The sequence below is a fragment of the Streptomyces sp. NPDC048337 genome (assembly GCF_043201175.1).
Lineage (GTDB): Bacteria > Actinomycetota > Actinomycetes > Streptomycetales > Streptomycetaceae > Streptomyces.
Genome location: NZ_JBICYR010000003.1, coordinates 20,536 through 34,005 on the forward strand (window position 1 = coordinate 20,536; position 13,470 = coordinate 34,005).

Below are 13,470 nucleotides of genomic sequence, written 5' to 3' on the forward strand. Positions count from 1 at the left end.
AGAGGGACCGCGAACGAAGGAGCCGGAGAGCGTATGACCACCCCGTGGGAACAGTCACAGCGCCGGGCGGACGAGCAATACGACCCGGGCCTGGGGACGATCATGAGCGAGCGGCGACAGCTCCTCAATCTCGCCTACCGGCTGCTCGGGTCCCTGGCCGACGCGGAGGACGTCGTCCAGGAGACCTACACCCGTTGGTACACGATGTCCCGGGCGCAGCAGGAGGCCGTCGAGTCCCCGGGCGCCTGGCTGACGACGGTGGCCAGCCGTATCTGTCTGAACCTGCTCGGCTCGGCGCGCAGTCGGCGGGAGACCTACGTCGGGGAGTGGATCCCGGAGCCGCTGCCCGACCCGGCCGAATGGATCGCCGGGGCGGCGGGTGGCGCCGGCGGGGACCCGGCCGACCGGATCACCCTCGACGAGTCGGTGACCATGGCGTTCCTGGTCGTGTTCGAGTCGTTGACCCCGGCCGAGCGCGTCGCGTTCGTGCTGCACGACATCTTCCGCTACCCGTTCGCCGAGGTGGCCGAGATCATCGGCCGCAGTCCGGCGGCGTGCCGTCAGCTGGCGTCCTCGGCCCGCCGTCGTATCGCCGCGCGGGGGGAGGCGAGCCCGGACGCGGCCCGGCAGGCGAGCGTCGTCCGGCGGTTCAAGGCGGCCTGGGAGGCGCAGGACATCGGGGCCCTGCTCGGACTCCTCGACCCGGGCGCCACCGCGATCAGCGACGGTGGTGGCCGCGCAATTGCCCACCTGCTGCCGATCGAGGGCGCGGAGCAGATCGCCCACCTCTATCTGACGATCGCCCGGCTCGCGCCGCCCCGAACGATCCTCGAGCGCACCGTCAACGGGCTACCGGGCCTGGTGATCGAGTCGGAGGGCCGGATCGAGACGGTGTTCGCGTTCGAGGTCGCCGAGGACGAGCGGATCACGCGCATCTGGGCGGTGCGCAACCCGGACAAGCTCCAGCCGTGGCAGCTGCCCTGACCGTCCCCCGCCGCGATGTCGCCGGGGGTAAGGCCAGCCCGAATACGCAGGTAACGCACCGGGTGTCGGTACCGGCCGCGGTCTACCGCTGCGTCAGCGCGTAAATCGGCGACGAGGTTCGGCCGGACGGTGGCCTACCGGAGCTTGTTCCCCGGCAGACGTGTGGTGCGCGAGGGCAAGCGTTACGGGAAACTCCACCCGCCGAGGGTGAGCCGGTACGGTGAATCAATTGGGGAGGCGCATGATCTGGCGCGCAGCTGCGAATCGTCGAGTAGGCATTGAAAGCGGGGACGGCACGCTGCGGCTGATCGTGTTCGTGAGAGCGGCCACCTGCGCCGCACTCACCCTCGGCGGTGGCGCGTGGCTCGCGGGTCTGCTGTAGCGGCGCTGAGGCGCGTACCAGATCTTTCGGAGTTCGGCGGTCTGCGGATCTCGGGAACGTGCCACTGGCCCCGTCCCAGGGACACCAGGGGCCACCACCGGCCGCGCGAGGAAGAAGGAGAAAGCAGCATGGCGGTTCAGCGGATGGACAACGTCGGCATCGTCGTCGAGGACATGGATGCCGCCATCGCGTTCTTCGTGGAACTCGGTATGGAGCTGGAGGGCAGGGCGGAGGTGGAGGGCCTCTTCGCCGACCAGTGCACCGGACTCGACGGCGTCCGCTGTGACATCGCGATGCTCCGGACCCCGGACGGTCACAGCCGGATCGAGCTGGCGAAGTACCGCAGCCCCGCGGTGATCAGCGGCGGGCCGCGCAACCGGCCGCACAACGTTCTGGGCATGCACCGCGTCATGTTCGCCGTCGACGACATCGTGGACACCGTTGCCCGACTGCGCCCTCACGGCGGCGAACTCGTCGGCGAGATCGCCCGGTTCGAGGACAGCCATCTGCTCTGCTACCTCCGCGGCCCGGAGGGCATCATCGTCGGACTGGCCGAGCAACTGCGCTGAGAAGGAGGGACCGAACCATACAGCCGTACGAGATCAGCGAGGTTCTGAGCGCCCGATCAGCCTGGAGCCGCTGTCCCGTGACGTGACCCACATGGCCTACGTCGCCAAGGACTGAACCCCGCGCAACGTCAGGAACGCGAGGCAGCGGTAGCCGTCTGCCTTCTGCTGCGGAGCGCGGGTCCGGAACCTCGCCGGGGCGCGGCAGTGTGTCTGGGGCCTGCACCGGCATCGGCTCCACCGGCGGTCTGAGCACCTTCCCCTGAGCCCCCCTCACGGCTCTCCCGCTTCCAGGGTCACCCGGCCTTCCGGGGTGTGCCGCACGCCCGGCGCGGCGGGCGGGTCCTACGGGCACCGCTCCGACGGTGCCGCAGTGTGGCCGGGCGCGCATCATCCGTCCGGGGGCGCAGCGGCGCGGTCAGAGGCGGTCTCAGGCCGACTGCAGCACAGTGACCGCCGTGCGCCTCTGGTCCCTGCCTCTGCCCCACGCCGCGCTGCCCCCGGATCCAGCGTGACATGCAGGCCGCCCGACCCTGACCGGAACCGGCCGGTCACCCGGACCTCGCCCCGCACCGCGAGAGGGCCCGCGCCGGGCGCGGTCAGCCGGGTCGCCAAGGCCCCGAACTCCCCGGCCGAGCCCCCGTCAAAAGTCAAGACCGTCAACCCGGCCGTGCCCCGGCCCGGCTCGCCCGGGTCGACCCCAGGCTGGTACTGCACCTACGACCGGCTGGGTCCTCAAGGGCGACCTGGACGCCTCCGGTGCGCCGGGAACGCTGCCCCCCAGCACTGCCGCTTCGGATGCAAGGACGATCACGGGTGGGTGTACGAGATCGTCGCCATCAACGACACCCCCACCGGCCTGGCGATCCGTGGTACCCGCACCACCGGCGCACCGCCACCGTGTGCGTAGGCGCCACCAGCGGACTCGCCGGTCAGACGGGCAGCATCAGATCGCTCTCACTGATGGTGTACGTCAGCAGGGGGTAGATGAAGTCCGATTCTTGGTTCTCACGGCGCCGTAGTTGGTAGTACTCGCGCCTCTGCTCATCGTCGGCCGACATGAGGCGCGCACCTTGCGGGAGGTATGCATGTCCGTCGCGAAACCGAACCAAAGTCTTTGACGTTCGAAACGTCACACCCAACCATTGGTTGTCCTCCGCCTGAACGGAGATGTCCAATACGATTTTATGCCTGAGTTGCCGATTCGAGGCGACAGAAAACGCCACGATGCTGTTGTGGGCGAGGGGGATTTCGAATCTGTCGCCACCGGGCTCCTTCGATTCGAAGATCAGCTTCCTCCGCTGGATCGCGTCGGGGTGCTGGTAACAGGAGAAGAGGGCGATGAACGATTCGTTGGCCAGATCGAGAGCTTGGTCGGAATGGCTGCCCATGGTTGTGTAGGCGTTCGTGTAGCTCTCGATGAGAGCGTTGTTGAAGCCGACCGGGATCGCTGCACGTTCTTGGATCTGTTGTGCCAGCCGCTCGTGCACCGCCCGGAAACGCTGGGGCGGGCTGCCGTATCGAGTGGTAGTACGTACGAGAGCCACACCACCCGCCTCGTCGACCTTGGTAAGCGTGGCGCCTCGCCGGCCTTTTCCTACGTCTTCCCAACGAACCGACGCGAACAGCTCCGCAAAAAGATTCTCATCGGTGGGCAAATCGTACGAGAGGATCCCATCCGAGATCCTAGACTCGGGGGGCAATATAGTCTCCCGTGTTCATGCTGAAGAGAAATCCGTCGCCGTAATCGATGAAGGACGAGGTCCTGTTCTCCTCGGCGTACAGCCTGCGCAGCTCGTTCATGCCGGCCGGTGTGGGTGGCCCCAGCTTCACCAAATCTCCGGCCACTTTGAGGAACGTGCCGCCGTTCTTGTGAACGGCTTCGGCGCTCGAGCAGCGCACCACGTATCCCAGGCGGGTCGGGAGCAACTCGGGGTCCAACGGTGAGGGCCGGATTTCGTGCGTATACAGGCGGTTGGTGGACAGCGGCATGAAGAACACGGAGCCGGGATAGAGAGTCAGGGTGAACTGCGGAGGGAGCGCGACCCCGTCGCCTTCTCCGGTCGGCTCCTTGAGACGAAAGTGGAGTTGGGTCAGCCCGCTGGCACCCTTCACACCGTAGTCGAAGGCGTCTTCGGCCAAGGGCTGCAGCTTGTCGAGCCGGTCATAGAAGGTGCAGAAGGCCATGATGCCGTTGACGGGCATGTCCTTGGTCTTGTCGGCATGGGCCGAGATCCTGGCCTTGGACTGCTTGCGCTCAGCCGTGGCAAGGGTGTTGTGGTAGATCTGAGCGAGGACGTGATTCAGCGGTGCCTGGTTCCGGAAGACGGCGGTGGCCTCGCGGTTCAGAGTCTCGACGATGCGCGTGTCGGCCGGGCGAAAGCTCTCGGTCGGCCCCGAGAGGTTCGTGGAGCACCGGAGCAGGCGGAAATGCAGTTCGTCACCGTTTCGCGTGACGGGCGTCAGGTAGATTCCGCTGCGACGCGCTGTTCCAGGTTTGGTGGACTCCGTCAGGGACTGGAACGCGTGCTCCGCACTGATCCGCCCGAAGTGATCGTCGCCGAGTCCGAAGAAGCGGCGGTAGTACACGCCGACGCCGTGTACGCGGATGGGAACTCGGCCGAGGTCGACGAGGGCCCAGGGCTCGTCGACGTCCTCGTGGTAGCCGTGCGACAGCTCCCGAACAATGAACACCCGGGCAGCCGCATGCAGTTGGCGGCTGCTGATCGCGGATATGTCGCCACACAGGTAAACAGTCTTCCGCGCGAGGGCGGGCGACCCAGAAGCGAGGTCCTCCGGCGTGAGGACGGACCCGAAGAAGTCCCTGATCAAGTCATTGTCTTGCAACATCGAAGGCGCAACCAAGATGTTGCTCGCTTCTTCGATGCAGGCTTCTGCAAGCTCTGTTGTGCGCATCGGACGATACCTGTCAATTCGCAGATCTTGATGGATTACTCGAATCGTGGACACGGCAACGGCCCGCACTCCTCCATCTTTCTGCGCTGCGCAGCGCAAACGAAAGGAGCCGGACCGTCGAGCCTTGATGCTCTCACGGGGCTCGACAGCAGGCAACGGGGTTCTGCTGTACGGGCGGTGTGTGCGGCTGCCCGGCAGTCTGGCGGGGGTTCAACAGCGTCTCGGCCAAGCTGGTCGACGGCCCTGTGGAATGTCCCGATCGGGCAGCCCCAACCCACAGGGCCTTGTTCGACCACCGCGACATGCGTCCCGGCGCCGGCATCGGCACCGGTCAGAGGCGGCGCACTGTCCGCAGACCGAGGGCGTACGTGCCGGTGCCGTCGAGCGATGAGGCACCCGAGAGGTCGGCCATCGTGGGACCGTTGCAGCTCTTGCGGCTGGAGAGGAACCGGCGCAGACCGTCGGCGTCCAGGCCGAGGTAGATGCCGACGTGGTCCACGAGGTACTCGTCGTCAGGCTCCGGGGGACTCGCGTCGAACAGGACCAGGTCCCCGGGCTGGATGGCGGCGTTCGTCGCAAGCGCCTTGCCGTCGTCCGGCTTGTCCACGACCCGCGCCCCCGGAGCGTAGTCGACCATGGCACCCGACTTGCGGGGCAACGCCTGCTTCGTGGTATCCACCTCCGCGCACATCGGGACGCCCATGTGGTAGCCGTAGACCATCCGCACGTACCCGGAGCAGTCGAGGCTCCCGGCCTGACCCTCCTCCTTCTCTACCACCTTCTCGGGGAAGGGCCAGTCGCGCGCCATGTAGTCGTGGAAGTCCGCGCCGACCGGGCGCAGCCCCTGCGCGTCCTTCTTGCCGTATGCGGCGGCGCCGAGCACCCGCGCGCCGACCGGCTCCTTCCGGCCGCTCGTCACCTGCGGCGCACCGGGCAGGAACATCGCCGCGTACGCGAGGGCGTCCGGGGCGAGCGATCCGGCCCAGCCGCGTACGGCAGCTTGCACGGCAGGCGTCCAGGTGCCGTCGTACGGCGTGTCGAGAAGGCGGACCCAGTGGCGGTGGGTGACGGACGGCGGCTTCTCCCAGGTGGCCTCCTTGACCTCGAAGCGGCTCACGCTCATCACGAGACCGGCGTTCGTGCAGCCGTTCGCGGCGTAGCCACGCACGCCGACCCGGCCCTTGGCATAGGGCGGGTCGGCGTCGATGAACTCCGTGGTCCATCCGTCCGGCTCCTTGGACGCCGTGGGCCATGCCTTGATCCGGACGTGGGCGCCCTCGCGGCGGACGCGGATCGTCCAGTCGGTGTTGGCCGCCACGCCGGTGTCGAGCGGGCCGACTGTCTTGAGGACGGTGGCATCCCCACCGAGGACCTTCTCGGCGCGCAGGTCGACTTCACCCTTGGTGGTGAAGGACAGGCGGGCCCGGTAGTGGGTGCTGGGGTCGCTGCCGTCCTTGCCGCGGTAGGCGAAGACCAGCGCGAAGGAGCAGCCGTTGGTGCCCGTGGGGACCTGGTTGAACCGGGCGACCGCCTCGACGTCGACGTCGGTGATCTCGTCGTCGCGCAGGGTCGCGTACCGACCGGTTTTGGTGTCGCTGAGTGCCGCTTGGGCCACGCCGCGCTGCTGCAGGGTGAATTCCGCGTAGAGGGGATCCTCGGTGGTGCCCGTGTTGGGGCCGCCGAACACCGACCAGCTGCCGCCCTCCGGCGAGGAGCCCCAGCTGCCCGAGGTCGCCAGGGTGCGCTCGAAGCGGTCGTTGACAGGCCGCTTGTTCTCCGTGAACGTCCGCTCCGGTCCGGTCATCAGCACCGTCCGGGCGCCCTTGGTCAGCACGGCCAGCGGCTGGCCGTCGCATCTGACCTCCGTCCGGACGGGGGTGCCGGGCAGCACGGTCGTGGTCAGCGCGCCGACGGAGGAACGGGTGAGGGCGGCTATGTCGTGCGGGGGGCCGGTCAGGGTCATGGATGAGCGCGGGCCGGTCATGCCGGAGGACGGGGCCTCCGGCATGACCGGGCTCTCGGGCGTGCCGATGGTGGGTGAGGTGGTGGCCGCGGCGGCCGGGGAGACGGTCAGCCCGGTGAGCTGGGCGGCGGCCGAGGCGGTGAGAGCTGCGAGCAGCGTGCGGCGGGAAGAGTTGATCACGTTCCGCATTATCGGGATGACCGCTCCCCCGTCTCCGGCCGGGGGCCGTTGCGACGCCGACGGCGCCTTCGAGTCCCTTGCCCGCCCTCAGGAGGGCTTGGTCGGCAGAAAGGCCTGAGCGCCCTGGGCGCGGCGCACCGGCGCGGGGCCCGGGTGGTGTCCATCTGTACGGGGGCGTTCGTGCTGGCACAGGCCGGATTGCTGGACGGACGCCGGGCGACAACGCACTGGCGGCGCGCGGAGGAGTTCGCCGCCGCGTTTCCGCGGGTGGAGGTCGACGCGGACGTGCTGTACGTCGACCATGGCGACGTGGCCACCAGTGCCGGGTCCGGAGCCTGCATCGACCTGGCCCTGCACCTGGTCCGCCGCGACCACGGAGCCGCCTACGCGGCCCAGGTCGCCCGGAGCATGGTGCTGCCGCCGCACCGGGAAGGCGGTCAGCTGCAGTACGCCGCCCAGCCTGTGCCCAGGACGGAGGAATCGCTCGCGCCGCTGCTCGAGTGGGCCCTGTCCCGGCTCGACACCGAACTGACCGTGGAACGCCTCGCCGAGCAGGCGGGGGTGTCCAGCCGCACCCTGGCCCGGCGTTTCGCCGAACAGCTCGGGCACAGCCCCGGCAAGTGGCTGCTCACCCAGCGCCTTGGCGCTGCTCGGGTTCTGCTGGAGCAGACGCAACTGCCGGTCGAGGCCATCGCGATCCGGGTCGGCCTGTCCTGCGCCGTCAACCTGCGGCGCCGCTTCCGAGCGACGTTGGGCACGACGCCCGGCGCGTACCGAAGAGCCTTCAGCCGCTGAGCGACCGGGCGCGCCGAAGCCCCCGGGAAGGGGCCCGAAAGGCCCCGCAGAACGCGGAGCGGGTCTCGCCTACGGAGGCCTTTGGCGAGTCCCGTCGCCTTGGGCGACCGGTGCCGGCGGCGCCCTGGGGGTCCTTGTCCGCCCAGCACCGCGCTCCGCCGGCGGCGCCGCCCGTCCCCCCGGGGAGGACGGGCGGCGGCTCGGTGTCAGTTGTAGCTGGGCACCATCCAGCGTGCCCGGTAGTACTGGGCGTTGGTCTCGCGCCAGAACTCCTCATGGCGGCTCGGATCATCGGTTCCGTTGGAGTCGACGAAGGTGATCGCCGGCGTCGTCCAGGCGTCGGCGCCCGCGACGGGCGCGTGGCAGGCGGCGGGATCTCCCGCGCAGGTCGTGATCACGCGGCCGGAGACCGGGTCGTTGCCCACACTCTTGGCCATGCCACCCTTGTTGACCAGCGATTCGTTGGTGTAGTTCGTGCACCAGCGGTTGGTCCTTCCGTCGGAGGCCGTCGCGGACGTCGGCCACCGGGACGGGTTGTAGCAGGGCGTGGCCCCGGACTTGGAGAACTGGACGATCCCCGCGTTGGACGACACCCACATGCGGTCGGGGTTGCCGTAGACGGGCTCGATGTCGTGACCAAAGGCCGGGGAGAATCCGTTGGCGTTCAGCGGCAGGGGGAACGAGTCAGGGGTTCCGAGCTTCCCGGTGCCGCTCGTGTAGGGGTAGCGGACGAGCTCTGTCTTCCCGATGGCCCACAGCGACGCGGTGTCCGGGTCGTACAGCAGGCTGTGGGCGTCCTCCAGCGTCGCACTGTCCGCGGCGGTGGCGTAGGCGCTCGGCGCGTTGCCGATAGCGCCCTGGGCCTTGGTGTAGACCTTCACCTGGCCGGTCTTGGCCAGGGCCACGGCCACGTTGCCGTCCGGCAGGAGCTCCACGCCGTGCAGGTTGGTGACGCTGTTGACGCCGACGTTGATCGTGAAGCGCGCCCCCGACAGCGCCGGGTACGGGACGACGGCGACGAGGCCGCTCTGCCCGTCCCCGACGACCAGGACCTGCTGACCGCTGCGTCCGGACGCCGCGTACGCGCCCGCGGGGCGCAGCCGGTGCTCCGTCCCGCCCGCGAACGGGGCCCGCAGCAGGTCGCCGTAGGGGTCCTTGAAGGAGTGGTACGCGTCAGGGACCCACCGCTGGTAAGGGCCGGTCGCCGGCCACAGGGAGGGGTTGGCGGAGTCGTAGAACTCCAGCGCCGAGCTCGTGGCCGGGTAGCCGCCGTAGTTCACGGCGTACTCGTCGGCCGCGCCGATGGCAGGCGCGCCGGGGTTGAACTCGACTTCCAGCGTTGGTGTGTAGTACGCCAGGTGGCAGGCGGTGTCGGTGGTGTCGGGGTTCATGGAGCAGAACTCCTTGTACGCCACACTGCCCGACTCGCCGGCCGACAGGCGCAGGCCGTTGTTGGCCAGTGTCCCTTGCGTCCATGCCTTGACCATGGCGGTCACGTCGAGCCGCTTGATCCCGTTCGAGGTGTCCGGGTCGGAGTCCACCGGCTGGTCCGGGCAGGTGGGATTCCCGATGCCGAAGTTCGCGCTGGTCTGGTAACCAGCGCTGAGCGCCGGCTGGTTGGCCCAGGTGATCGTGGACTGGCCCCAGGCGGCGGCGACCGGGTCGGCGTACATCCACCAGCCGTCACAGGAGCCGGTGTGGGAGTTGTACAGTCGCAGGCTCGCGCTCTTGATGTCGGCGCCGCGCAGCTTGGAAACGTCGAACTTCAAGAAGCTGCGGTACTTGGTCGTGCCGTTGTCCGGCGTGCCGACGTGCAGGAGCTGTCCCGTGGAGTGGTCCGCGTTGTTCACGTTGGTGATGTATGTGTCCTGCACCCGCGTGATGATGTTGCGCGGGCCGCTCTGGACGAACGGGGAGACAGCGGGAGTGGCGGCGTAGGCGGCGGGCGCGGGGGCCGGGGCCGGGGCGTGCGCGGTGGGGTCGTCCCCGGCGGGCGCGGTGACCAGCGAGGCGGCCAGTCCGGCACCGATCAGGAGCGAGGCCAGGCGAGAAAGTCCGCCTTTGCGGCGTATCATGCAGGAATCTTTCCGGTGGAAGGGAAGCATGAAAGAAAATGAACGGATCATGCTCGTGTCGCGAACGGGATACTAACGAGCTCCCGCGTGGTCGGCAGTGAGACGTCGGTCCGGTGATCGTCGATCTCGTTGCCGAGTTGGGTCCGTTGTGGCACGAACGGCATCGGGCGAGGTTGGTGTCCGGGCCGCGGAAGCGGGCGGTCGGCGCCGGTGCGCACCTGACGCGCTCAGCAGCCGGGCCCACACGTCAACGCGCGGCTCCCAGCCCCGGCGTGCCCGGCCCGAAGGCCTCCCATCTCGGCGGTGGCCAGGCCGCAGTGGACGCCCGGAACGCCCCGCTCCGCGGTGAGCATGCCGAGGACTGCTCTCTGTGGCTGTGCGCTGCTCCGGCTGTTCGGCCGGAGCGTAGGCGAGAGTGGTGCTCGGGCAGTCGACGGCCGCGTAGCGCAGCAGTGGGCTCGGCTCCTGGACGCGCCCTGCTTCCATTCGACTGAGAAGGAAGGCCTTCCCGCCCATGGCTGAGATCCACGGCACCTACAGGGAAGAGTTCAGTGCGGTCCGCGACGTCCTCGCCGCCTCCCTCGCCAGGGGAGACGACCTCGGCGCGTCGGTCGCCGTCTTCATCGACGGCAAGCCTGTGGTGGACGTCTGGGGCGGCTACGCCGACGCCGCCCGCAGCCGGCCCTGGGAACGCGACACCATTACGAACGTCTACTCGTTCACCAAGACGATGACGGGGCTCTGCGCACTCATCCTCATCGACCGCGGCCTGCTCGATCTCGATGCTCCGGTCGCCCGCTATTGGCCGGAGTTCGCCCAGAACGGCAAGGCCGGCGTCACGGTCAGGCACGTGCTCCAGCACACCTCTGGCCTGCCCGCCTGGACCGAGGAGATCACACCGCAGGACCTGTGTGACCTGCAGAAGTCGACTGACCTGCTGGCCCGCCAGGCACCGTGGTGGACACCCGGCACCGTGCTCGCCTACCACTGCTTCACCACCGGTCACATGGTCAACATGCTCACCCAGCGCGTCACCGGCCTCACCCTGGGCCAGTTCCTCGCCCGGGAAGTGTGCACCCCACTGGGCCCCGACGCCGACTTCCACATCGGCACCGGGCCCGAATGCGACGACCGCGTCTCGCTGCTGACGCCGGGCACCCCCGTCCCGGCGCTGAACGAGGCGGCACCGACCGAGGGGGTGTCGCCCGTCGGCATCAGGATCACCCGCTACCCGTACATCACTCCCGACATCACCCACAACACGTGGTGGCGCCGCGCCGAGGTCGGGGGCGGCAACGGGCACGGCAACGCCCGAGCAGGCGCGCTCATTCAGTCCGTGATGGCCTGCGGCGGCGAGGTCAACGGGGTGCGTCTGCTGTCGGAGGACGGCTGTCGGCGGGTGCTGGACAAGCCCTTTGCCGGCATGGACGTGGCGATGTCCCTTGCCTTCACCTGGGGCAACGGCTACTGCCTCAACAACGACCTCGCCACGGGCATGTTCGGACCCGCCGTCCAGGGGCACCGCCTCGCGTACTGGGGAGGCAACGGCGGCTCCTTCGTCCTCGCGGACCTCGATACCCGGATGAGCGTCGCCTACGTCCCGAACCTGTGGAAGTCCGGCGTCGACAACCGCGCGTTCGCCGTCATCCAGGCCGCGTACGCCTCGCTGGGAGCCTGACCAGGCACGGCGGCGTGCGTGCCTGGTGCCACACCGCCGGGGACCTCCTGCCGAATCCGCCACCGCGGGCAGGGCGACGTGGCCCGCTCCGCCGACTTGGGGCCTGTCCGGTGCCCCCCTACGCCGGGCGCCTCCGCGGCGCCGAAGTGGGTGGCGCGGGCAGGAGGGTCGCGGTCGGGCCGGCAGGCGGGGCTGTCTCAGCGCGCCGCCCGGCCCGGCCCGGCCCGGCCGGAGGACGGTGTGTCAGGAGACGCTCTTGGAGGCGCTGGAGACGACGCACTCCTTGTACTCGCTTCCGTCGCCCTTGCCGGTGTACGGCGTTGTGGCCTCGGCCTGCTGGGATGCACCGGCCTTGACCGTCAGGTTGGCGACCCTGGCCGTGGCGGCGACGGCGCTCGACCCGGGCGCGCCTTCGAACTTCATGGTGATGTTGTAGGTGTAGCTCAACGAGCCGCTGTTGGTGACGGTCAGGCGGGCGACGAGGTTCTTGCCCGAGTCGTCCAGGCGGCACTTGTCAATCTTGATGTCACGATCGGCCTTGTTGGCGCTGCTCGAACCGCCCGTAACGGAGGAGGTGCCGGACGAGCTGCCGCTGCTGCTGGTGCTGTCGCTGCCGCCGGTGGTACCGCTGCTGGTGCTGCCCGAGGTGCTGGAGTGCGAGGAGCTGGAGCCGTGGCTGCCGCCACAGCTGGCTCCGTGGGAGCCGCGGGCTCCCGTGAGTGCGACGGCGGCGACACCGAAGACGGCTATTGCGCGGACATGACGAAGCTTCACGATTCAATCCCGTTGCAAAGAGTGACGAGCAGGTAGGCACCTTGGCAGGCACACGTCACCTTAATATCGTCTTTATCTCGCCTGGTTGCGCCCATCCGGGCGCGCCCACGGGATCGTGACACGATCACGACATACTGATCACATGCGGGGTATGGACCGCCTACTTCTGCGGGCCCGGGCCTCAGGTGGCGGCGACCGGCCGGTGATGGCCGGGCTTGTTCGGCTTGTGCTGCTTGCTGGGCTTGTGGTGCTTGCCCGGCTTCTTGGGCTTCACCCCGCGCATCGCCCGGCGGGGCGTCGCCCACCGGTCGGGGCGCCATCGCTGGACCATCGAACGCCCCGTCTCCTGGCTCGCCCGATGCCGCAGACTTCACCGCCGCTACGAACGCAAGGCTGAGCACTTCCTCGCCTTCGCCGGCATCGCCGCGGCACCCATCTGCTTCCGGCGCCTCTCACGTCAGATGTGACGCAGAAGCCTTGCCCTACGGGACGTTCCAGGCGGAGATGACGGGTTGCCCGTCCTCGGTGGCCAGGAAGCTGAGGGTGCCCGGATGCGGGTGGCCGAGCAGTCGGCTCGCGGACGCGTCGAGGCCGAGCCAGCGCACGGTGAGCACGCGCGCCAGGTGGCCGTGCGCAACCACGGCGACATCGCCCTCGCTCAGCAGCGGGCGGATGCGGTCCAGCACCGCGTCCGTACGTGCGGCCACCTGCGCGAGCGCCTCGCCGGGAAGGTCAGCGTCACCGGGAATGACACCGTCGCGCCACAGGTCCCAGCCCGGCCTCGCCTCACGGATCTGCTCGGCGGTCAGGCCTTCGTAGCCGCCGTAGTCCCACTCCAACAGGTCGGGATCGGGCTTGACGCCGGTCAGGCCGGCGAGCTCGGCCGTCCGCATGGCGCGGCTCAGCGGGCTGCTGAACACGGCAACCAGACGGCGCTGGGCCAGCCTCGGAGCAAGAGCACCGGCCGCGGCTTCGCCCGCTTCGGTCAGAGCAACGTCGGTCCGTCCAGCATGCCGGCCCGACAGGCTCCACTCGGTCTGGCCGTGCCTGATCACTATCAGCTCACCCACAGCCACGCACGCTATCTGATCTTGTGGCACGCCGAGACGGCTTCTTCACCTTCGCCACCGTCGCCGGTCCCCCCATCGTCCGCGGTG

Annotated in this window: 10 protein-coding genes and 2 pseudogenes; 5 read left to right on the forward strand and 7 right to left on the reverse strand. The window is 69.0% G+C overall.

The window, feature by feature from the left end:
- The first annotated feature begins 33 nt into the window (after window positions 1-33).
- Window positions 34-984 (forward strand): RNA polymerase sigma factor SigJ, encoded by a 951-nt coding sequence (sigJ, locus tag ACGFYU_RS05860; RefSeq protein WP_393826019.1) that lies wholly within the window; start codon window positions 34-36, stop codon window positions 982-984.
- A gap of 510 nt (window positions 985-1,494) precedes the next feature.
- Window positions 1,495-1,935: a VOC family protein gene (locus ACGFYU_RS05865; protein WP_393826020.1), complete on the forward strand. Its 441-nt coding sequence runs from the start codon at window positions 1,495-1,497 to the stop codon at window positions 1,933-1,935.
- 929 nt (window positions 1,936-2,864) lie between these two features.
- Here the strand turns inward: ACGFYU_RS05865 and ACGFYU_RS05870 are convergent.
- From ACGFYU_RS05870 to ACGFYU_RS05880, 3 genes are all read right to left on the reverse strand, one after another.
- Entirely contained in the window at window positions 2,865-3,635 is a 771-nt protein-coding gene (locus ACGFYU_RS05870; protein WP_393826021.1) for a hypothetical protein, read from the reverse strand.
- Window positions 3,619-4,848, reverse strand: coding sequence for a hypothetical protein (locus ACGFYU_RS05875; protein WP_393826022.1), 1,230 nt, complete (start codon window positions 4,846-4,848; stop codon window positions 3,619-3,621). The genes ACGFYU_RS05870 and ACGFYU_RS05875 overlap by 17 nt, the downstream gene beginning before the upstream one ends.
- Window positions 4,849-5,179: 331 nt before the next feature.
- Entirely contained in the window at window positions 5,180-6,991 is a 1,812-nt protein-coding gene (locus tag ACGFYU_RS05880; protein ID WP_393826023.1) for an NlpC/P60 family protein, read from the reverse strand.
- Window positions 6,992-7,108: 117 nt separating this feature from the next.
- Here ACGFYU_RS05880 and ACGFYU_RS05885 point away from each other — a divergent pair.
- Window positions 7,109-7,786 (forward strand): annotated as a pseudogene (locus ACGFYU_RS05885) (GlxA family transcriptional regulator); the annotation flags it as partial.
- 206 nt (window positions 7,787-7,992) lie between these two features.
- Here the strand turns inward: ACGFYU_RS05885 and ACGFYU_RS05890 are convergent.
- Complete coding sequence (locus ACGFYU_RS05890; RefSeq protein WP_393826024.1) at window positions 7,993-9,861, reverse strand: DUF6528 family protein; 1,869 nt, start codon at window positions 9,859-9,861, stop codon at window positions 7,993-7,995.
- A gap of 514 nt (window positions 9,862-10,375) precedes the next feature.
- Between ACGFYU_RS05890 and ACGFYU_RS05895 the strand changes: the two genes are divergently transcribed.
- Complete coding sequence (locus ACGFYU_RS05895) at window positions 10,376-11,539, forward strand: serine hydrolase domain-containing protein (protein WP_393826025.1); 1,164 nt, start codon at window positions 10,376-10,378, stop codon at window positions 11,537-11,539.
- 243 nt (window positions 11,540-11,782) lie between these two features.
- On the opposite strand, the gene ACGFYU_RS05900 is transcribed toward ACGFYU_RS05895, so the two are convergent.
- Both ACGFYU_RS05900 and ACGFYU_RS05905 read right to left on the reverse strand, forming a co-directional pair.
- Window positions 11,783-12,313 carry a hypothetical protein gene (locus ACGFYU_RS05900; protein ID WP_393826026.1) on the reverse strand — a complete coding sequence of 177 codons (531 nt, stop codon included), beginning with the start codon at window positions 12,311-12,313 and terminating at the stop codon, window positions 11,783-11,785.
- A gap of 181 nt (window positions 12,314-12,494) precedes the next feature.
- Window positions 12,495-12,644, reverse strand: a complete 150-nt coding sequence (locus tag ACGFYU_RS05905) for a hypothetical protein (protein WP_393826419.1) — start codon at window positions 12,642-12,644, stop codon at window positions 12,495-12,497.
- On the opposite strand from ACGFYU_RS05905, the pseudogene ACGFYU_RS05910 reads away from it, so the two are divergent.
- Window positions 12,580-12,780: pseudogene (locus ACGFYU_RS05910) on the forward strand (transposase); the annotation flags it as partial. The gene ACGFYU_RS05905 and the pseudogene ACGFYU_RS05910 sit on opposite strands and share 65 nt — an antisense overlap.
- Before the next feature lie 15 nt (window positions 12,781-12,795).
- Here the strand turns inward: ACGFYU_RS05910 and ACGFYU_RS05915 are convergent.
- On the reverse strand, window positions 12,796-13,383 hold the full coding sequence (locus ACGFYU_RS05915) for a histidine phosphatase family protein (protein ID WP_393826027.1): 588 nt from the start codon (window positions 13,381-13,383) through the stop codon (window positions 12,796-12,798).
- Window positions 13,384-13,470 lie beyond the last annotated feature (87 nt).